Origin of the sequence: Mesorhizobium sp. B2-3-6, assembly GCF_006442305.1 — a bacterium.
Taxonomy (GTDB): domain Bacteria; phylum Pseudomonadota; class Alphaproteobacteria; order Rhizobiales; family Rhizobiaceae; genus Mesorhizobium.
Map to the genome: position 1 here is coordinate 664,008 of NZ_VFVW01000004.1, position 20,507 is coordinate 684,514.

The 20,507-nt window shown below is 63.0% G+C and carries 19 protein-coding genes; 13 read left to right on the forward strand and 6 right to left on the reverse strand.

The genetic code is table 11. The features are described from left to right. Positions 1 to 22: 22 nt before the first annotated feature. Both FJ953_RS15940 and FJ953_RS15945 read right to left on the reverse strand, forming a co-directional pair. On the reverse strand, positions 23 to 1,327 hold the full coding sequence (locus tag FJ953_RS15940) for a M23 family metallopeptidase (protein ID WP_140556941.1): 1,305 nt from the start codon (positions 1,325 to 1,327) through the stop codon (positions 23 to 25). 160 nt (positions 1,328 to 1,487) lie between these two features. Further along, complete coding sequence (locus tag FJ953_RS15945; protein WP_140493897.1) at positions 1,488 to 1,955, reverse strand: peroxiredoxin; 468 nt, start codon at positions 1,953 to 1,955, stop codon at positions 1,488 to 1,490. 95 nt (positions 1,956 to 2,050) lie between these two features. On the opposite strand from FJ953_RS15945, the gene FJ953_RS15950 reads away from it, so the two are divergent. Then, positions 2,051 to 5,440: a DUF3971 domain-containing protein gene (locus FJ953_RS15950; RefSeq protein WP_140624749.1), complete on the forward strand. Its 3,390-nt coding sequence runs from the start codon at positions 2,051 to 2,053 to the stop codon at positions 5,438 to 5,440. Between the two features lie 7 nt (positions 5,441 to 5,447). On the opposite strand, the gene tyrS is transcribed toward FJ953_RS15950, so the two are convergent. Continuing rightward, on the reverse strand, positions 5,448 to 6,701 hold the full coding sequence (gene tyrS / locus FJ953_RS15955) for a tyrosine--tRNA ligase (RefSeq protein ID WP_140515784.1): 1,254 nt from the start codon (positions 6,699 to 6,701) through the stop codon (positions 5,448 to 5,450). Between the two features lie 299 nt (positions 6,702 to 7,000). On the opposite strand from tyrS, the gene FJ953_RS15960 reads away from it, so the two are divergent. The 4 genes from FJ953_RS15960 to FJ953_RS15975 are packed head-to-tail and all read left to right on the forward strand — an operon-like array spanning position 7,001 to position 10,612. Further along, positions 7,001 to 7,735 (forward strand): glycosyltransferase family 2 protein, encoded by a 735-nt coding sequence (locus FJ953_RS15960; protein ID WP_140624750.1) that lies wholly within the window; start codon positions 7,001 to 7,003, stop codon positions 7,733 to 7,735. Then, positions 7,728 to 8,060, forward strand: a complete 333-nt coding sequence (locus FJ953_RS15965; RefSeq protein ID WP_140493889.1) for a lipid-A-disaccharide synthase N-terminal domain-containing protein — start codon at positions 7,728 to 7,730, stop codon at positions 8,058 to 8,060. The genes FJ953_RS15960 and FJ953_RS15965 overlap by 8 nt, the downstream gene beginning before the upstream one ends. A gap of 43 nt (positions 8,061 to 8,103) precedes the next feature. Next, complete coding sequence (locus FJ953_RS15970; protein WP_181175029.1) at positions 8,104 to 9,753, forward strand: glycosyltransferase family 39 protein; 1,650 nt, start codon at positions 8,104 to 8,106, stop codon at positions 9,751 to 9,753. 25 nt (positions 9,754 to 9,778) lie between these two features. Further along, positions 9,779 to 10,612 carry a phosphatase PAP2 family protein gene (locus FJ953_RS15975; RefSeq protein ID WP_140624751.1) on the forward strand — a complete coding sequence of 278 codons (834 nt, stop codon included), beginning with the start codon at positions 9,779 to 9,781 and terminating at the stop codon, positions 10,610 to 10,612. Between the two features lie 17 nt (positions 10,613 to 10,629). Here the strand turns inward: FJ953_RS15975 and FJ953_RS15980 are convergent, their stop codons facing one another. Both FJ953_RS15980 and FJ953_RS15985 read right to left on the reverse strand, forming a co-directional pair. After that, positions 10,630 to 11,280 carry an FMN-binding negative transcriptional regulator gene (locus FJ953_RS15980; protein WP_140556931.1) on the reverse strand — a complete coding sequence of 217 codons (651 nt, stop codon included), beginning with the start codon at positions 11,278 to 11,280 and terminating at the stop codon, positions 10,630 to 10,632. A 15-nt stretch (positions 11,281 to 11,295) separates the two neighbouring features. After that, positions 11,296 to 11,970, reverse strand: coding sequence for an alpha/beta hydrolase (locus FJ953_RS15985; protein ID WP_140493883.1), 675 nt, complete (start codon positions 11,968 to 11,970; stop codon positions 11,296 to 11,298). A gap of 241 nt (positions 11,971 to 12,211) precedes the next feature. Here FJ953_RS15985 and FJ953_RS15990 point away from each other — a divergent pair, with 241 nt between their 5' ends. The 7 genes from FJ953_RS15990 (at position 12,212) to sufA (ending at position 19,454) form a co-directional block, all read left to right on the forward strand. Further along, entirely contained in the window at positions 12,212 to 13,375 is a 1,164-nt protein-coding gene (locus FJ953_RS15990) for a cysteine desulfurase family protein (protein ID WP_140522190.1), read from the forward strand. Positions 13,376 to 13,560: 185 nt separating this feature from the next. After that, on the forward strand, positions 13,561 to 15,078 hold the full coding sequence (sufB, locus tag FJ953_RS15995) for a Fe-S cluster assembly protein SufB (protein WP_140493879.1): 1,518 nt from the start codon (positions 13,561 to 13,563) through the stop codon (positions 15,076 to 15,078). A gap of 27 nt (positions 15,079 to 15,105) precedes the next feature. Then, positions 15,106 to 15,861 (forward strand): Fe-S cluster assembly ATPase SufC, encoded by a 756-nt coding sequence (sufC, locus tag FJ953_RS16000; protein WP_140624752.1) that lies wholly within the window; start codon positions 15,106 to 15,108, stop codon positions 15,859 to 15,861. A 25-nt stretch (positions 15,862 to 15,886) separates the two neighbouring features. Beyond that, on the forward strand, positions 15,887 to 17,155 hold the full coding sequence (gene sufD, locus FJ953_RS16005; protein ID WP_140515796.1) for a Fe-S cluster assembly protein SufD: 1,269 nt from the start codon (positions 15,887 to 15,889) through the stop codon (positions 17,153 to 17,155). Positions 17,156 to 17,338: 183 nt separating this feature from the next. Further along, complete coding sequence (locus FJ953_RS16010; RefSeq protein WP_140624753.1) at positions 17,339 to 18,574, forward strand: cysteine desulfurase; 1,236 nt, start codon at positions 17,339 to 17,341, stop codon at positions 18,572 to 18,574. Between the two features lie 5 nt (positions 18,575 to 18,579). Next, positions 18,580 to 18,972, forward strand: coding sequence for an SUF system Fe-S cluster assembly protein (locus FJ953_RS16015; protein ID WP_140547766.1), 393 nt, complete (start codon positions 18,580 to 18,582; stop codon positions 18,970 to 18,972). 101 nt (positions 18,973 to 19,073) lie between these two features. Continuing rightward, a complete protein-coding gene (sufA, locus tag FJ953_RS16020; RefSeq protein ID WP_006206001.1) occupies positions 19,074 to 19,454 on the forward strand; it encodes a Fe-S cluster assembly scaffold SufA in 381 nt (126 codons plus the stop codon). A 161-nt stretch (positions 19,455 to 19,615) separates the two neighbouring features. Here sufA and FJ953_RS16025 read toward each other — a convergent pair whose 3' ends face one another. Beyond that, positions 19,616 to 20,113 carry a GFA family protein gene (locus tag FJ953_RS16025; protein WP_140583375.1) on the reverse strand — a complete coding sequence of 166 codons (498 nt, stop codon included), beginning with the start codon at positions 20,111 to 20,113 and terminating at the stop codon, positions 19,616 to 19,618. Between the two features lie 92 nt (positions 20,114 to 20,205). Between FJ953_RS16025 and FJ953_RS16030 the strand changes: the two genes are divergently transcribed. Next, positions 20,206 to 20,507, forward strand: a 302-nt coding sequence (locus FJ953_RS16030; RefSeq protein WP_140556922.1) for a TfoX/Sxy family protein, incomplete at its 3' end; no start/stop codon positions are given.

The window sequence follows — 20,507 nt, forward strand, 5'->3', positions numbered from 1 at the left end:
GGCGGCGGCCTGGGCCCGTGCGTTAGAGATACTGCGCGACCTTCTTGCCGACCGTGAGGAAACGCAAAGGATCGATCGCTTCGCCATTGTGGCGGACTTCGTAATGCAGATGCGGGCCGGTCGAGCGACCGCTGCTGCCGGTCTTGCCGATGACAGCGCCGGCATCCACTTTTTCGCCCACGGTCACGTCGATTTCGCTGAGATGTCCATAGCGCGTGGCAAACCCATTGCCGTGATCGACTTCGACCATGCGGCCATAGCCGCCATTCCAGCCCGCCTTGATGACCACGCCTGGCGCGGTGACCTTGGCCGCCATGCCGATCGGCGCCCTGAAGTCCATTCCCGAATGCAGGGCGGCCGTGCCGAGGATCGGGTCGGTGCGCACCCCGAACGGGCTGGTGACGGAATGACCGGGTGCGGGATTCGCGAGCGGCAGCCGGCGTGCTTCCTTCTTGAGCTGGTCGAGCGTGTCCAGCGCCTCGTCCAGTTCCTTGACCTTGCTGTCGAAAAACATCGAGCTGTCAAGCGGGATCAGCGGTCCGCCGACATCGCTTTCGTTCTTGCCGAAGTCGCTGTCGACCGGCAGCCCGGCCGCCTCGAGCGCCTGGGTTATGGCGTCGGCATTCTTGTAGGCGTTGTCAGCAAGTATGCTGATGCGCGTGAGCTGGTCATTCTCGATGGATTTCAACGACTTGTTGATCGAAATGAACAGCTTGTCGGCACGATCGGCGGCTGAATCGTTCGGCAGCGGATCGGAGCGGGTCGCCCACAGGGAGAACGGCCTGGTGTCGGCGGCGCCAGGGGCGGCGCCGAGGCTGGCCAGCGCGTAGCTTTGAGCAGGCTGGGCGATGCTGCCGGTCACTTCGGCGTGTTTGTCAGGCTTTGCCGGCACTGCCGGATCTTCGGCCGTCGCTGCGCCGACTTCATTTTCGGCGCGGTCGAGCAGCGGGCCGAGGCGGCCGTGGCGCTGGCTGAGTTGCGTCTGGCGCTCCAAAAGCTCGCTCACCTTGGTTTCCATCAATTGCTGGTCAAGCAACTGCCGGCTGGTGATGCGGTCGACCTGGGCGCGAAGCGCCGAGATGCGGTCTTCGTAAGCCTGCTGCATGCGCGCCTGGCGCGCGGTGGTGGCGCCGATCAGGTCGTCGCGCAGCACGAGATAGGAGGTGGCCAGCAGGTAACCGATGGCGATCGCCGCCAGCGCCGAACCGAGAAATACAACCAGCCAGGGCCGGATCGTGAAGTGCCTGATCTCGCTGCCGCGGGCGATGATGACTGTATGCGGTTCCTTGCGCCTGCCAAAGATCGCGGACTGACCGGTTGCGTTCACGGGACCAAGCTTTCGTTTACGACACCACGACAGCCCGACTACACATTATTAAGGTTAACAAAGCTTTGCCGAAGCAAGACGCCGGCAAGAATTGCCCGCAAAGCGAGCATGGGGTTGCTTCGCATCGCTTTCTGAAAACAAGGGCGCGGAGGCGCCCCCCTCAAATCGCCCGCACAGCTTCCAGCACCTCCTCGGCATGGCCCTTGACGCGCACCTTGCGCCAGATCCTGGCGATGCGCCCGTCGCGGCCGATCAGGAACGTCGCGCGCTCGACACCCATGTATTTGCGGCCATACATCGATTTTTCGACCCAAAGGTGGTAGGCCTCGATCACCTTGCGCTCCTCGTCGGAGGCAAGGTCGATGGTAAGATCGTATTTCGACTTGAACTTGTCGTGCTTCCTGGCGCTGTCGGGCGACAGGCCGATCACGACGGCGCCGGCCTTCTCGAACTCCGGCTTCAGCTGCGAAAAGCTGATCGCTTCGGCGGTGCAGCCGGTGGTGTCGTCCTGTGGGTAGAAGTAGAGGACGACAGGTCTGCCGGCAAAGCCGGCCAGGCTGAGCGAACCACCGCCGTCCCGCGGCAACTCGAATTGCGGCGCGGGATCGCCCACATTGAGGTCAGCCATATCCATGCCCTTGTTTGAGGTTACGCGCGAAGCCACACCGATATAGTGTCGAGCGGGGATTCGTCCACGAGCGAGTTCGTAGAACGGAAAATTGCGTGGATCAGGAGCAACCGCAGCACGAGAAGATCAGGTTCAGGCGGGATGAAATCACCGACCTGGGCGCCTTGCCATCGGCTTGCCGCGTTCCGCCGCTCGGCCAGGCGGCGATCGGCCGCGGCTTTCGTATCCTATCGCGGCTGTTTGCCGGCGCCGTTGCGCTGGTGCTGCTGGCGGCGGTGGCTGTCTATCTCATCGGTGTCTCCGGAATAGGGGCCGACCGGCTGCGCGTCGAGGCGGAGGCCGCCATCGAGAAGCTTGCGGGCGTCGATGTCGATGTTGCGGTCGGGCCCGCCCGCATCACCCTCGACAGTTCGAGCTTCGTCGCGCTCCAGGTGAGCGACGTCAGCCTGAAGGCCAGCGACGGTAAACCCATGGCCGATGCGGGCAGGGTGCGTTTCGGCATCCGCCTGCTGCCGCTGCTTCGAGGCGAGGTGCGGCTGACCAGCGCCAGGATTTCCGATGCGCGCATCGTTACCGCGGCGATGCCGTCGGGCGGCGACTGGACGGCCGAGCTGCGCAATCGGGACGGGCTGATCGATCCCGAAAAACTGTCCGATGCGCTCTTTGCCAACATCAATCACGCTCTCGATGCGGTGCGCGAGGAATCGCTGCACCGTATCGATCTTCACAATGTGGCATTCGTTTTGCCCGACACCGAGGCGGTCAGGTTGATCACAGTCGCCGACGCGGTCGTCCTGCAGTCGGGGACAGGCGGCATGGAGTTCTCCTCGCAGGCAAATGTCGACGGCAAGGCGGTGACCGTCGCCGCATCCGCCAGCCGCGATGCCGAGACCCGGCGCGTGATATCGCTGGATGCCACCGTCGGCATCGCCGAAGACGGCGGCGAGAGCGGCGCCACGGCGTCCGGCGGCAAGTTGGGGGCGCTCAGCGTGACGCTCAAAGGGTCGCAAGGAGCCGGCGACACCGCGTCGCGGCTGACGGCTGCCCTGTCGTCCAGGGGATCGGTGCTTGATCTCGGCACGCGTGGCCTGCTGTCGGCCGATGTCGATCTCGGCGCCACGCTCGTCCGCGGCAGCAACAAGATCCAGGTGGACAGGCTGTTGCTGAAGACCGGCCGCTCGACCTTCGATTTCGCCGGCTCGATCGGGCCCAGGCCCGCGACCGGCGCCGCTGGAGAGGAGCCGGCCTACCGATACGATCTGACCAGTGACGGCTCGACGCTGGCGCCTTCGGAATCGCCGGAGCCTGCGCTCACCTTCCTTGCCCGCATCGCCGGCGTCTATCAGACCAAAAGCCATAAATTGGTAGCCGATCAGATCGCAGTCCGGTCGGCCGCTTCCAGCGAGGTCCTTGGAACTGCGGCCGTGCAGTTCGTTGACGGCAAGGCTCCCGGCATCAATCTGGCGCTCAACGTGCACGACATGCCGGTCTCGCACGTCAAGCAGCTTTGGCCATGGTTTTCGGCGCGCAACGCGCGGCTCTGGGTATTGGACAATCTGTTCGGCGGCCGCGTCGTCGACGCCAATCTTCAATTCCAGGTGGTGCCTGATCGCCTCGGCAATGGCGTGCCGCTTTCCGCCGACGAGGTGTTCGGCCGCTTCCAGATCGAAGGATCGCGTTTCGACACGGCTGGCCGCATCCCGCCGATACGCGATGCCGTCGGCGTCGTCGCCTTCCACGGCAATGACGTCGATATCTCCCTGTCTTCCGGTACTGTCTTCATGCCCAGCGGCCGCACGGTGGCGGCCAGCAACGGCACGCTGACGGTCAAGGCGGCCAACCGCCCGCCGGTCGTCGGCGCGCTCGACATCGACGTTGCCGGCGAAGCGTCCGCGGTCGCTGAACTTGCCTCCTACGAGCCGATCAATGCCATGCGCCATGTCGGCTTCCTGCCCGAAGACCTGTCCGGCAGCGTCACCGGCCATGTCAGGGCCGATATTCCGCTGCAATCCGGCGTCGACAGCTCGAAGCTCGATTGGCTGGTATCGCTCGACTACAGCGGGCTTTCACTGGCCAAGCCGTTCGAAGGCCAGAGCGTCACGGATGCCGACGGTTCCGTCACGGTCGACCCTGAAAAGGCTGTGATTTCCGCCAAGGCATCCCTGAACGGCATTCCGGCCGAACTCGACCTGATTGAGCCGCTGGAGAATGGCGGACCGGCACGCAGCCGCAAGGTGGCCCTGGTGCTCGACGACAAGATCCGCGCCGCCGCCATGCCGGGGCTGGCCCCGTTGCTGGGCGGAACCGTGAAAGTCGCGATCGACAAAAGCGGCGACGGCAACCAGAACGTCTCGGCCGACCTGACCAATGCCAGGCTCGACATCCCCTGGGCCGGATGGAGCAAGGGGGCAGGGGTCCCCGCAAGTGCTACATTCGTCATGACCACGTCCGGCGATACCACGACGCTGTCCGACTTCGACCTCGGCGGCAAGACATTTTCCGTCGACGGCAACATCGTGCTGGTCAACGGGGCCCTGTCGTCGGCAAAGTTCAGCAAAGTCGCGCTGAACCGGGGCGACGACGTGGCGGTATCCGTCAAGCGATCGGGCAGGGGCTATGCAGTCAACATCAGCGGCAACGCCCTGGATGCCCGCTCGCTGATCAAGCAGTTCACCTCCGACGTCGACACCGCGACCAAGACGACGGGCGCCGACGCGATTTCCGTCAGCGCCGACGTCGATCGGCTGACCGGTTTCCATGACGAGCAACTGTCCAACCTCAAGCTCGACTACAGCGCGGCCGGTTCGAAGGTGAACGGGCTGAAGGTCAGCGCCACTGCAAGTTCGGGAGCCGCCATAGCCATCAGCAACACGAGCAGCGCCGGCCGACGCTCGCTCAACGTACAGTCGGCGGACGCCGGTGCGATACTGAGATTCCTCAACATCTACGAGCACATGGAAGGTGGGGCGATTGCCCTGGCCTTGTCGGGAACGGGCGACGGGCCGATGAAGGGCAAGGTGGACACGACGAACTTCTTCGTCGTCAACGAACCGAAGCTCGCGTCCATCGTCTCGACCACCCCGGCAGGCGACAGCCGCAGCCTCAATCAGGCGGTCAAGGGCAAGCTCGACACCTCGCGGGTACAGTTCGAACGAGGCTACGCCGAGATCGAGAAGGGCAGCGGCTATCTCAGGCTGGCCAATGGCGTGCTGCGCGGTCCCCGCATCGGCACGACGTTCCAGGGCACGCTCTATGACCAGAACAACAACATGGACATGACCGGCACCTTCATGCCGGTCTACGGCCTCAACCGCATCTTCGGCGAACTGCCCATCGTCGGCGCGCTTTTGGGCAATGGCCGCGACCGCGGCCTGATCGGCGTGACCTACCGGCTCAAGGGCAACGCCAACAAGCCGCTGCTCGACATCAACCCGCTCTCGGTGATCGCGCCGGGGATATTCAGGTCGATCTTCGAGTACCGGTGAAGGGGCCTCAAACCGGCCGCACCAGAATGTGTTTTTTCCTGCCGAGTGAAAGCTTTACTACGTTTTCCGGACTCAAATCCTGAAGCGTCACCGTGCGGCGGTCATCGCTGACCGGCTGGTCGTTGAGCCGCACCGCACCGCCTTGCACATGCCGCCGCGCTTCGCCGTTGGACGCCGCCAGCCCGGCGGTCACCAGCAGCGCCAGGATGCCGACGCCGGCTTCGAGCTTGGCGTTTTCAACCTCGACGCTCGGCAGCGTCTCGGCGAGGGCACCTTCCTCGAAGGTCTTGCGTGCGGTTTCGCTGGCCTGTTCGGCGGCGCCGCGACCATGGAGCAACGCGGTGATCTCCGTGGCGAGGATCTTTTTCGCCTCGTTGATCTCGGACCCACCGAGCTTCTCCAGGCGCGCCACCTCGTCCAACGGCAGCGTCGTGTAGAGCTTCAGGAAACGGCCGACATCGGCGTCCTCGGTGTTGCGCCAATACTGCCAGAATTCGTAAGGCGAGAGCATCTCGGCATCGAGCCAGACCGCGCCCGTGGCGGACTTGCCCATCTTGGCGCCCGACGAGGTGGTGAGCAGCGGCGTCGTCAGCGCATAAAGCTGCGCGTCCTCCATGCGGCGACCGAGATCGATGCCGTTGATGATGTTGCCCCACTGGTCGGAGCCGCCCATCTGCAGACGGCAGCCGAGGCGCTTGTAGAGCTCGACGAAGTCGTAGGCCTGCAGGATCATGTAGTTGAATTCGAGGAAGGACAACGACTGCTCGCGGTCGAGCCGCAGCTTGACGGAATCGAACGCCAGCATGCGGTTGACCGAAAAGTGACGGCCGACGTCGCGCAGGAAATTGACGTAGTTGATCTCCATCAGCCAGTCGGCGTTGTTGACCATGATCGCGTCATTCGGGCCGCTGCCGAATTTGAGATACGGCATGAAATTGCGGCGGATGCCGGCGAGATTGTCGTCGATGTCGCGCGGTGTCAGAAGCTTGCGCGCCTCGTCCTTGAAGGAAGGGTCGCCGATCATCGAGGTGCCGCCGCCCATCAGGGCGATCGGCCGATGGCCGGTCTGCTGCAGCCAGTGCAACATCATGATCTGGATCAGCGAGCCGGCGTGCAGGCTCTTGGCGGTCGCGTCGAAGCCGATATAGGCCGTCACCGTCTCCTTGGCGAAGAGATCGTCCAGCCCGGCATCATCCGAGGTCTGGTGGATGAAGCCGCGCTCGCTCATCGTGCGCAGGAAATCGGATTTGAAGGCAGGCATTTTTTCTTTCCCGAAGCGTCCGCCCGTCCGGCGCGGGCGTATGTGAAAGCGCGCGTTTAGCACCCAAGCGCGATCAGCAAAAGTGGATTCCGGTTTTGCGCCCGATCGCGCTTCGACCAGGGGCTTGGCAATCACTTGTTGTTGAAACGCCGCAAGCCGCCTCTCGGCGCGGATGCTTGCTTCATTGTTTGTGCTGGCGTAATGAGGCGCGCGCCAAAAGGTCCTTGCAGCCCACGACCTTAAGCGGCACCGCACGGCATCCACCCAATGCCATATCCGACGACAGAGCCCCACGCGACATGCCGGACGCATTGATATCCATCGTCATTCCTTGCAGGAACGAGGCGGCAAACCTGCCGCTGCTGATCGATGAGATCGAGGCGGCGATGACCGGGCGCGACTTCGAACTGATCATCGTCAACGACGGCTCGACCGACGAAACCGCAGCCGTTCTCGCCAGGCAGGCAGCACTTCGCCCCTTTCCCGTCAGGGAATTGCGGCACGAGAAATCCGCCGGCCAGAGCCTCTCGGTACGCTCCGGCGCCTGGGCGGCGCGCGGAAGCATCGTCGCCACGATCGACGGCGATGGCCAGAACGATCCTCAGTACATTCCCATGCTAGTCGACGCCTTGCGGCGGGCCGGGCCCAGCTACGGTGCCGCGCAAGGGCAACGCCTGAAGCGCCGCGACAGCAAGGTCAAGCAACTGGCATCGCGGTTCGCCAACTGGCTGAGAAACGCCATCCTGCATGACGAGACGCGCGACACAGGCTGCGGCCTGAAGGCGGTCCACACCGAGATCCTGCGCAAGCTGCCGTTCTTCGACGGCACCCATCGTTTCGTTCCGGCGCTGGTCATCCAGGAAGGATACCATGTCGTGCATTGCGACGTCGTCGACCGCTCCCGCCGCCACGGCAAGTCGAACTACGGAATTTTCGACCGCGGCCTGCAGGGCGTGCTCGATCTCTGCGGCGTCTGGTGGCTGCGCCGCAGGCGTCGCCGGATGCCAAAAGTAGAGGAAATCACGCATGGTTAACGTGCTTCAGGAACTGGTGACCTGGATCCACCGGGTCTTCATCGAACAGTTCAACGCGTGGATCCTGCTCGGCTTCGTCGCCCAGTTCTTTTTCACCATGCGCTTCGTCGTGCAGTGGCTCGCATCGGAAAAGGCCAAGCGAAGCGTCGTGCCGATCGCCTTCTGGTTCTTCTCGCTGTTCGGCGGAGGTCTGTTGCTGATTTATGCGATCAAGCGGCAGGACCCGGTGTTCATCGCCGGCCAGGGCATGGGCTTGTTCATCTACATCAGAAATCTCTGGCTGATCGCCAATGAACGCAAGGCGGCGATGACGAAGGTCGATTGAGCGGCTTTGCGCATCAGGGAAGAATGGTCGGAGAGGCTGGAATATGGCGCTGAACAGGAACTACATCCTTCTTTTCCTGTTCAGCCTGGTGATGACGGTGTCGGGACTTGCGTCCATGCCGCCGCTGGACCGTGACGAGCCGCGCTTCGTCCAGGCCACCAAGCAGATGGTCGAGAGCGGCGATTATATCGACATCCGCTTTCAGGACGCTTCGCGCTACCAGAAGCCGATCGGCATCTATTGGCTGCAATCCGCGGCCGTGGCTCTGAGCGGCAAGGGCGCCGCCGCACCAATATGGGTCTACCGCCTGGTGTCGACGCTGGGCATCGCCCTGGCCGTTCTCGGCATCGCCTGGACGGGCACCAGGCTTTTCGGAGCCAGTGCCGGCATCGCCGCCGGCCTGGTGATGGCGGCGATCTTCGCCACCGCCTTCGAGGGCCGCGACGCCAAGACCGATGCGATGCTGCTGGCCTGCTGCGTGGCGGCGCAGGGCGCGCTGGCGCAGATTTACCTGGCATCGCGCCGCAACGAGCCCGTCGCCGGCCATCTGTGGTGGATATTCTGGCTGGCGCAAGGGGTCGCGATCCTCATCAAGGGGCCGATCGCCCCACTGCTGTCGGCGCTCACCATCGCTGTCTTGTTTGCATTCGAACGCGACGGGCGCTGGCTGTCGAAGCTCAAGGTGGGGCGCGGCCTGCTGCTCGTCGTCCTGATCGTGTTGCCCTGGCTCGCCCTGATCACCTGGAAAAGCCACGGCGCCTTCCTCCAGCAGGCCGTCGGCAAGGATATGCTCGGCAAGGTCGCCCAGGGCGAGGAATCGCACGGCCTGCCGCCCGGCTTCTACATGTTGACCTATTCGCTGTTCATGTGGCCGTTCGGCCTGATCGCCGTCGGCGCCGGCCTGCAAGCCCTCAACCGGCTGCGCGACGATGTCAGGCTGCGCTTCTGCCTCGCCTGGTACATCCCCTTCTGGCTGGTATTCGAACTGATTCCGACCAAGCTGCCGCACTACGTGCTGCCGGCCTATCCCGGCATGGCGCTGCTGATCGGCTGGCTTTTGACATTGCAGCCGCAGGAAGCCAATGCGCCGCTCCGGCGCTGGCAGCAATGGTTGTGGTGGTCGACTGCATTCGGCCTGGTCGTGGTCAGCCTCGGCCTGGCTGCGGTCTGCGTGGGCGCCCCGATCTATCTCACCCATACTTTCTCGTGGTGGAGCATTCCGGCCGCCGCGTCGGCGCTCGGCGCCGGCTACCTGGCCTTCTCGCGACAGTTGCAAGTGCCGCTTGCCCGTATCGGCGCCGTCGCCGCCTGTGCGGGCATCGCCTACGGGTTGCTGTTTGGTATCATCGCCCCGTCCTTGAAGCCGATATGGCTGAGCCCGGCGATCAACCAGGCTGTGCGCGTCTACAAGCCTTGCGACACCTCGGTGCTGGCGTCGGCGCGGTATCACGAGCCGAGTCTTGTGTTCCTGGTAGGTACGAAAACGGTGCTGACCGACATCGATGGCGTGGCAAAGCATCTGCTTGCCGACCCCGCCTGCGCGCTGGGACTGGCGCCGGTCGAGGATGAGCAGAAACTCAATGGATTGCTGGCCGGGCAAGGCAAGGCGGCGAGCCGTCTTACGACGATCGACGGGGTCAACTTTTCATCGGGAGACAAAATGTCGCTCGGCCTCTACCGTATCGCCCAATGAGTTCGACAACGGGATCGGGTTTTCAATGCTGGTGAAACCGCGCCCTTCCGTTTCCGTTACGCCCGCTGCGGTGGTGCGTCGGTCGGTCGGCAATTTCCGCGACACGCTGCGGATCGTCAGAGGGCGCTTCGCCGCTCGTTCCGCTTCGTATCCCAGAATCCTATGGCCGCTCTGGATCTCAACCTGGATTTTGCTGACGGCAGCGGCATTCGTCGGCCTCGACACCCCGGCGGGACTGCTGCACGGCCGGTGGTCGGCGGGCTTCGGCCGGCTTGCCGAGTTCCTGACGCAGTTCGGCCTAGGCGGCTGGTATCTCATCCCTCCGGCACTCTTGCTCATAGGGGCCAATCTGACGGACTGGCGAAGCCTGTCGCGGCGGCCATTGATGCTCGTCTACAACTGGACCTGCCTGGCGTTCCTTGCGCTGAGCGCCGTCGGTCTGTCCGGCCTGCTGGTCAATGTCCTGAAATATGCGGTCGGTCGGGCGCGTCCGCTCTATTTTCAGGATCTCGGCGTGCTCTCGCTGCGTCCCTTCGCCTTCGATGCGCGCTTTGCCGGTTTCCCGTCCGGTCACGCCACGACCATGGGGGCCGTGTTCGGCATCCTGCTGCTTTTGTTCCCGCGGCGCTGGTACATCGCCTTGCCGATCACGGCCTGCATCGCCTCGACGCGGGTCTTCGTCGGCGCGCATTATCCGAGTGATACCGTCGCCGGCTTTGGTCTTGGCTTTGCCTTCGCGCTGGTTTGCGGACTGGTCTTTGCCCGGCTCGGCTTCATCTTCAGCCCGACACGATCGGGATTGCCGGTGCGCAAGCAGACGTTTCGGCTGATCGGTCGAACAAGCCGAACGGCCGTCTGATTCATCGAGCCTGGGATTTAGTCGCCGTTCAGTCCGCCATAGGACCTTACCAGGTTCACCATGTCGGACGAATTTGCCGTCTCGCTTTCAAGCCCGTGCGCAACGCCTGCGCGATCCGCGACGGGACGGTTCTGGCTGACCTTCCATTTGCCATGGATTTCGCCGATCTCGATCTCCAGCCCGATGATGCCCTTGATCTGCGACTGAATGAACGGGGCAGGCGCATCCGTTACCGCCCATGGCGCCTCACGCGTGCCTTCCTGCGAAGCCGTCAGGTCGGCGATCTGCCGCGCCAGCCAGTCCTGATCATCGATCACCTTCGCGGTGCCGCGCACCTGCACGATGGCATAGTTCCAGGTTGGCACCACCTTGCCGGTCTCGCGCTTGGTCTCGTACCAGGACGGCGTCACATAGGCGTCGGTACCCTGGAAGACGATCAGCACCGTCGAGGCCGGATTGTCGGCGATAAGCCGCCATTGCGGATTGGCTCTAGCCAGATGTGCGCGCAGCCTGCCGTTTGGCCCGACATCGGCGTCGATCAGGAACGGAATGGCGTCGGCGACCGGCCCCTCGGGTCCGCTGGAAACCAGCAGGCCGAGTGGATGTGCCCGGATCAGCCCGTGCAGCACGTCCGGCCGTGTTTCCTGGAAATGAGGAGGCTGGTACATTGCGATTATCCGTCCTTAGCGCAGCCGCTTCGGGCGCGGATCCGACAATTCGCCGGCCAGCCGGCGATCGAGATAATCCGCGCATTCCTCGATCAGCAGTTCGGCATCGTTGGCGAAGAAATGATTGGCGCCGGGCAAGGTCTTCTGCGTGATGGTGATGCCCTTTTGCGTGTGCAGCTTGTCGACCAGGCCTTGCACGTCCTTCGGCGGCGCCACCTTGTCAGCGTCGCCATGGATGATGAGCCCCGAGGAGGGGCAGGGCGCCAGGAAGGAAAAGTCGTAGGTGTTGGGTTGCGGCGCGACCGAGATGAAGCCTTCGATCTCGGGCCGGCGCATCAAAAGCTGCATGCCGATCCACGAGCCGAACGAATAGCCGGCAACCCAGCAACTCTTGGAATCCGGATGCAGCGACTGCACCCAGTCGAGTGCGGCGGCCGCATCCGACAATTCGCCGGTGCCGTGATCGAATTCGCCCTGGCTGCGCCCGATGCCGCGGAAATTGAAGCGCAGCGTGGTGAAGTCGCGCTTCTGGAACATGTAGAAGAGGTCGTAGACGATTTTGTTGTTCATCGTCCCGCCGAATTGCGGGTGCGGATGCAAGACAATGGCAATCGGCGCGCTCTTTTCCTTCGAGGGCTGGTATCGACCCTCCAGACGGCCGGCCGGACCGGTGAAAATGACCTCAGGCATGAAATACTCCAACTTGGGTAATAAGAATGCGCGGCGCCCGGAGAACCTTCCTCTGGCCTTGACGCAGGGCGAGCGTCTTCATAGAAGCTAGTTTAGAATTGTTCAAAACTGGGTGGCCGGAACGCAATCGTCCGGCTGCCCGCGCCGCAAGCCGCGTAAATAGGACGGCTTGCCTTGGAATTTCAAGGAAATAACGCGATATCTCGGTGGAATGGCTTCTGACGGGACCAACTGGAAGAAAATGGCCGGAATGCGCGCCTATCTCGACTACAATGCCAGTGCGCCCCTGCTTGCAGCGGCACGCGAGGCTATGGTCGCGGCGCTCGATGTGGCCGCCAACCCATCATCGGTCCATGCCGAAGGGCGTGCGGCGCGTCGCCTGATCGAAACTGCAAGGCGTGATGTGGCGGAATTGGTGAAGGCCAAGGCTGGGCATGTCGTGTTCACGTCAGGCGCCACGGAAGCCGCCTCGACGCTGCTGACGCCCGATTGGCGGATGGGGCGCGGGACCATCCGCATGAGCCATCTCTATGTCTGCGAAGCCGACCACCCCTGCCTGTTGAACGGCGGGTCCTTCCCGGCCTCGCAGGTGACGCGGATCGGCGTCGACGCCAATGGAATTGTCGACCTCGAAGCAATGGCAAACGCGCTTGCCGCGCACGATAAGGCCGCCGGCCTGCCGCTGGTGGCAATCCATGCCGCCAACAATGAGACTGGTGTCATCCAGCCGGTCGATCGTATCGCCGAAATCGTAAAGGCGGTCGACGGTGTCCTCGTCGTAGACGCGGTTCAGGCGGCAGGGCGCATTTCGATCGACATTTCGGCGGGTTACGCCGACTATCTGATACTGTCGTCGCACAAGATTGGCGGCCCCAAGGGCGTCGGCGCCATCGTCGCCGCTGCCGATCTGATGATGCCGAAGCCGCTCATCAACGGCGGTGGCCAGGAAAAGGGCCATCGCGGCGGCACCGAGAACCTGCCCGGCATTGCGGGATTTGGCGCGGCGGCGCGGGAGGCTCTCATCGGATTGGAGGCCATCGACGCCCTGCGTCGGTGCCGCGACGAGATCGAGGCCATCGTTAAAATGTTGATACCGGACGTGGAAATCTTCGGAACCGGCGCACCGAGGCTTGCCAACACGACATTCTTCGCTATTCCCGGCGCCAAGGCCGAAACGGTACAGATCGCCTTCGACCTGGCCGGTGTGGCGCTGTCGGCGGGTTCCGCCTGCTCGTCGGGTAAAGTCGGTCCGAGCCATGTGCTGAAGGCCATGGGTCAAGGTGACAGTCCGGGTGCGTTGCGCTTGTCGATCGGCGCGGCGACCGGCGCGCAGGACATCGAGGCGTTCCGCCTGGCGTTGGCAGAAATCGCCGCACGTCGGGTGGGCAAGGAGAAGGCCGCGTAGCGGTTGGACGAATTTGGGCGTTTCGGCCTGGTAGAGCCGTGCGTTTCATGCTGGCCGGGTGAATTTCCGGCCGAGGCGCACTATATGAAACTTACGCCGCCGCGGGTGCTCCTTGGGTGCTTATCTGGCGGTGCCATAGTTTGAAAACTGTCGGGCCTTGACCCCGGCGTGGATGGAGAACGCATATGCCTGCTGTGCAGGACACGATCGATCGGGTCCGAAAGATCGACGTCGACCAATACAAATACGGGTTCCAGACCGAAATCGCTGTCGACAAGGCCCCCAAGGGCCTGAGCGAAGACATCATCCGTTTCATTTCAGCGAAGAAGGACGAACCGTCCTGGATGCTGGAATGGCGTCTGGAAGCCTATCGGCGCTGGCTGACGCTGGAAGAGCCGACCTGGGCGCGCGTCAACTATCCCAAGATCGATTTCCAGGACATCTATTACTACGCGGCGCCGAAGAGCACGCCCGGACCGAGCTCGCTCAGCGACGTCGATCCGGAGATCTTGAAGGTCTACGAGAAACTCGGCATTCCGCTGAAGGAGCAGGAGATCCTGGCCGGCGTGCAGAAGACCGATGCGTCCGAGCTCGAGGAAGCCAGCGACAACGTCTACAAGTCCGGCCGCGTCGCCGTCGACGCCGTGTTCGATTCGGTATCCGTCGTCACCACGTTCAAGAAGGAACTGGCGCAGGCGGGCGTCATCTTCTGCTCGATCTCGGAAGCCATCCGCGAGCATCCGGAACTGGTGAAGAAATATCTCGGCTCGGTCGTGCCGACGTCGGATAATTTTTATGCGACGCTGAATTCGGCCGTCTTCACCGACGGCTCGTTTGTCTTCGTGCCCAAGGGCGTTCGCTGCCCAATGGAACTGTCGACCTATTTCCGCATGAACGAGAAGAACACCGGCCAGTTCGAGCGCACGCTGATCATCGCCGAGGAGGGGGCCTACGTCTCCTATCTCGAAGGCTGCACGGCGCCGCAGCGCGACGAGAACCAGCTCCATGCCGCAGTCGTCGAACTGGTGGCGCTAGACGATGCCGAGATCAAATATTCGACGGTGCAGAACTGGTACCCCGGCGACGCCGAGGGCAAGGGCGGCATCTATAACTTCGTTACCAAGCGCGGCGATTGCCGTGGCCACCGCTCGAAGATCTCGTGGACGCAGGTCGAGACCGGCTCGGCGATCACGTGGAAATACCCGAGCTGCATCCTGCGCGGCGACGATTCCAGCGGCGAGTTCTATTCGATCGCCGTGTCGAACGGCTACCAGCAGGTCGACAGCGGCACCAAGATGATCCATCTCGGCAAGAACACGTCGAGCCGCATCATCTCCAAGGGCATCGCCGCCGGCTTTTCGCAGAACACCTATCGCGGCCAGGTTTCGGCGCACCGCAAGGCGACCAACGCGCGCAACTTCACCAACTGCGACTCGCTGCTGATCGGCGACCAGTGCGGCGCCCACACGGTTCCCTACATGGAAGCCAAGAACGCGACGGCTCAGTTCGAGCATGAGGCGACGACGTCGAAGATTTCCGAGGACCAGAAGTTCTACGTCATGCAGCGCGGCATTCCGGAGGAGGAAGCGATCGCGCTGATCGTGAATGGCTTCGTCAAGGACGTCATCCAGCAGCTGCCGATGGAATTCGCCGTCGAGGCACAGAAGCTGATCGGGATTTCGCTCGAGGGCTCGGTCGGCTGACCGGACAGATATTCAGGAAACAAAAGAATGCTTGAGATCAAGAACCTGCATGCCCGCATCGTCGATGACGGCACCGAAATCATCCGCGGCCTGAACCTCTCGGTGAAAGCCGGCGAGGTCGCGGCCATCATGGGGCCGAATGGCTCGGGCAAGTCGACGCTGTCCTACATTCTCGCCGGCCGCGAGGACTACGAGGTCACCGAGGGCGATATCCTCTACAACGGCCAATCGATCCTCGAAATGGATCCGGCCGAGCGCGCGACGTCGGGGATTTTCCTGGCCTTCCAGTATCCGATGGAGATACCGGGCGTGGCGACTATGGAGTTCCTGAAGGTTGCCATGAACGAGCAGCGCAAGGCGCGCGGCGAGGAGCCGCTGAAGATCCCCGAATTCCTGAAGCGGGTGAAGGAAGCCGCCGGCTCGCTCAACATGGACATGAACATGCTGAAGCGGCCGCTCAATGTCGGCTTCTCCGGCGGTGAGAAGAAGCGCGCCGAGATCCTGCAGATGAAGCTTTTGGAGCCAAAGCTCTGCGTGCTTGACGAGACCGATTCCGGGCTCGACATCGATGCGCTCAAGATCGTTTCCGATGGCGTCAACGCGTTGCGCTCGCCCGAGCGCGCCATTGTCGTCATCACGCACTATCAGCGGCTGCTCGAACACATCGTGCCCGACACCGTGCACGTGCTCTACAAGGGCCAGGTCATCAAGTCCGGCGACAAGTCGCTGGCGCTCGACCTCGAGGCCAATGGCTATGCCGGCGTGATCGGTGAAGCCGCGTGAGATGCCAGAAGGCAAGGTCAAACTGATGAACATGCACACACAACCCCAGCGGACACCGGCCGAAACAGCGTTGATCGACGCTTTCGGCGAACGGTTGTCGCTGCTGCCGGGCGACGGCGCGGTGATGTTGAAGCGCGACGACGCCATCGAGGCGGTGAAGCACGGACTGCCGACCCGGCGTATCGAATCCTGGCACTACACCGACCTGCGCCGGCTGCTGAATGCGGTGCCGGACTTCGACCCGACGGCCGTGGCCAAAGCCATCGCGCCAGTCGTTGAAGGTTCCACCGTGTTGCCGCTTCTCAACGGCGTGTCGAGCGCCAAAACGCCCGCAATCGAAGGCGTCAGCGTCCAGTGCCTGTCGGAGAAACTGACCGACGGCAGCATCGCGCCTGGGCTCGATCCCTACGGCAGCGACGATGCCATCGGGGCGTTGAACACGGCTTTCGTCGCCGACGGTTATTTCGTCGACATCGCCGATGGCACCCAAGTGGAAAAGCCGATCGAATTGCAAAACCTGCAGGCCGGCGGCCAGACGCATGTACGCCTGGCCGTGCGCGCCGGCGCCGACGCCAAGGCTGTGATCGTCGAACGCCAGGCCGGCGAGGGCGCGGCCCTTGTCAGCTCGGTCAGCCAGCTCGTGCTCGGCGAAGGCGCCGAGGTGACGTGGCTGATCATCCAGGAGCAGCCGGACACGGCAACGCATCTGGCGCAGTTCAAGGCTCATATCGGCAAGAATGCGAAGCTGACGCTGTTCGTCATGAACGCCGGCGGCAAGCTCGTGCGCCAGGAGGTCGTTGTGAAGACGACGGGCGAGGGCGCTGACTTCCAATTGCGCGGCATCAACCTGCTGGCCGGCGACGCCCACACGGACACCACCATGGTGCTCGATCATGCGGTGCCGCACACCACGTCGACGGAAGTGATCCGCAATGTCGTGACCGGCAAGGCGCGTGGCGTCTTCCAGGGCCGCATCAACGTCCATCAATACGCGCAGAAGACCAACGCCAAAATGGCTTGCAACACGCTGCTTCTGTCGGACGACGGCGAGTTCTCGACCAAGCCGGAACTCGAAATCTTCGCCGACGACGTGGTCTGCGGTCATGGCGCCACCGTCACCGAGATCGACCACAACCATCTGTTTTACCTGATGGCGCGCGGCATCGACGAGAAGAGCGCCCGTGGTCTGCTGGTGAAGGCCTTCATCGCCGAGGTGATCGAGGAACTGGACGACGAGGTGATCGTCGAGGCCCTGGAGACCAGGCTCGACGGCTGGTTTGCGGCGCATGGATGAGTGGATAGGGCTCGCTCCGGCGAACACCCCTGATCCGGCCGCTTCGCGGCCACCTTCTCCCACAAGGGGAGAAGGAAGAGCGCCTGATCTTCTCCCCTTGTGGGAGAAGGTGGATCGGCGCGAAGCGCCGAGACGGATGAGGGGCGTTGCACGGAATGAGGCGGTGCCTCAAGAGAGCTTATGATGGACCAGAAAGTCGAAACCTACGACGTCGAGGCGATCCGCCGCGATTTCCCGATTCTGTCACGCGAAGTCTACGGCAAACCTCTCGTCTATCTCGACAATGGCGCCTCGGCGCAGAAGCCGCAGGCGGTGCTCGACGCGGTCCAGCACGCCTATGCCCAGGAATACGCCAACGTCCATCGCGGCCTGCACTTCCTGTCCAATGCAGCGACCGACGCCTATGAGAAGGCGCGGGAGACGGTTCGCCGCTTCCTCAATGCGCCGAGCACCGACAATATCGTCTTCACCTCGAACACGACATCGGCGATCAACACGGTCGCCTATGGCTATGGCATGCCCAATATCGGCGAGGGCGACGAGATCGTGCTGTCGATCATGGAGCACCACTCCAACATCGTGCCATGGCATTTCATCCGCGAGCGGCAGGGCGCCAAACTGGTGTGGGTGCCGGTCGACGATCTCGGCGTCTTCCACATCGAGGAATTCGAGAAGCGACTGACCGGCCGCACAAAGCTGGTCGCAATCACGCAGATGTCGAACGCGCTGGGCACGGTGACGCCGATCAAGGAGATCGTGCGCATCGCGCATTCGCGCGGCATTCCCGTGCTCGTCGACGGCAGCCAGAGCGCCGTCCATATGCCCATCGACGTGCAGGACCTCGACTGCGATTTCTTCGTCTTCACCGGCCACAAGGTCTACGGTCCCTCCGGCATCGGTGTGCTCTATGGCAAGAAGGACATCTTGCAGCGCATGCGTCCGTTCATGGGTGGCGGCGAGATGATCGAGGAGGTGACCGAAGACATCGTCACCTACAACGACCCGCCGCACCGCTTCGAGGCCGGTACGCCGCCGATCGTCCAGGCGATCGGGCTCGGCGCCGCGCTCGATTACATGGAAAAGATCGGCCGCGAGCGCATCGCCGCGCACGAGGCCGATTTGAAGGACTATGCGCACGAGCGGCTGCGCGCCATCAACTCGCTGCGCATCTTCGGCGACGCGCCCGGCAAGGGCGCCATCATCTCGTTCGAGCTGCAAGGCATTCATGCCCATGACGTGTCGATGGTGATCGACCGGCAAGGCGTGGCTGTGCGCGCGGGCACCCATTGCGCCCAGCCCCTGTTGAAACGCTTCGGCGTAACCTCCACATGCAGGGCGTCGTTCGGCATGTATAATACGCGAGCCGAAGTCGATGCTTTGGCTGATGCGTTGGAAAAAGCGCGCAAGTTTTTCGGGTGACGATAATGGAAGATGCCAGCACAGCTACCGACGCTGTTCCCGACGCGGCCGCTAAGGCGGTGGTTTCCGCCTCCGCAATTCCCGCCGACGAACTGGCGCGGCTGACCGACGACATCGTCTCGGCGCTGAAGACGGTCTACGACCCGGAAATCCCGGCCGATATTTACGAGCTTGGCCTCGTCTACAAGATCGACATCGAGGACGACCGTTCGGTCAAGATCGACATGACGCTGACCGCGCCCGGCTGCCCGGTGGCCGGCGAGATGCCGGGCTGGGTTGAGAACGCCGTCGGCGCCGTCGAAGGCGTGTCGGGCGTCGAGGTCAACATGACATTCGACCCGCCCTGGTCGCCCGATCGCATGTCGGAAGAGGCGCAGGTGGCGGTGGGCTGGTATTGACCTTGAGTCCGGCACACTTGCGCCAGTGGTAAAACTTCACCATTTTAGGTGAGGAATCATTCGGCAGGCCTTGAACCTGCATGGAATGGAGAAGGAAAAAGATGGGACGCTTTGCCGTCATCACGATGACCGAAAAGGCCGCCGACCGGGTGCGCGAGATCGTTGCCACGCGTGAGAATGCGCATGGCATTCGCCTCGGTATCAAGAAGGGCGGTTGCGCCGGCATGGAATACACGGTCGACCTGGTGACCGAACCCAATACCAAGGACGACCACATCGAGCGCGACGGCGCCCATGTCTATGTCGCGCCGGAAGCAGCACTTTTCCTGTTCGGCACCGAGATGGATTTCGAGCAGACGACGCTGCGCACCGGCTTCACCTTCCGCAACCCGAACCAGAGCTCGGCCTGCGGCTGCGGCGAATCCGTCGAACTGAAGCCGGCCGACCTCAAGGCGCTGGCAGAAGCACGCGCCTCCGCCTGACCTTCCTTCGTCCCGTTTACGGGGAGAAGGTGTCCCCCAGGGCCGGATGAGGGGCAGCGATAGCCCCGCTGCCGGCGTTCGTCATTCGAAAAGCCGCGCAATTGGCTTCCCGCCTGCTGCGCAGACCACTCCTCACCTCCCTTAGAACGCAGCGAAGACACTCACTCCACCCACGTCCCGGTCCGCTTATGCCAGTCGGCGATCGATTCCTCGGGATAGACGTCGAACACCTTGTCGCTCGGCCCGACATCGGGCTCGACCCAGTTGGCCTTGTATTTCAGCATCAGATGCACCTTGCTTGGCGGTTTCGGCAGGTCGCTGTCGATCGCCGAGGCGAAGGGATGGACGAGTTCCGGCCAGGTCGGGTCGTAGAGCCACAGCGCCGATCCGCATTTGCGGCAGAAATTGCGCTCTCCGGTCGAGATTTCGCAATGCGGATGTTCGTCGTCCTCGATCTCGGCCCGATAGACGCCGAGGCTGCTCTTGCCGCGGATGGTCATCGTCTCGTAGTCGGCGCCGAGATTGATGGCAAAACCGCCGCCGCCCTGCTGCTTGCGGCAGATCGAGCAGTAGCACAGCATGAATGGCACGGGCGTGTGGCTTTCCACCTCGAAACGAACGGCATTGCAGCGGCAGGAGCCTTTGAGCAGGACAGGCATGACGGGAAACTCCGGTCGATCCCCTTTCAACCTGTCAGCATGGTTTTGGTTGCGGCGATGACAAGGCCGGATCGCGGTGACATGATCCGCGCATGGACAATGAACGCATAGAAGAACTCTTCCAGAGCCTGGGCCCGGTCAGCATCCGCAAACTGTTCGGCGGCAAGGGCATCTATGCCGACGGCGTCATCGTCGCCATCGTGTTGCGCGGCGAATTGATGCTGAAAGCGGACGAGCAAAGCGCGCCCGACTTCGAGGCCGCCGGCTGCGCGCAGTGGACCTACACCGGGTCTCGCCACGGCAAGCTGGTGGCGATGCCCTATTGGAGTATTCCCGATAGTGCCTTCGACGACCCCGACGAGATGGCGGTATGGGCGCGGCGGGCCTATGAGGC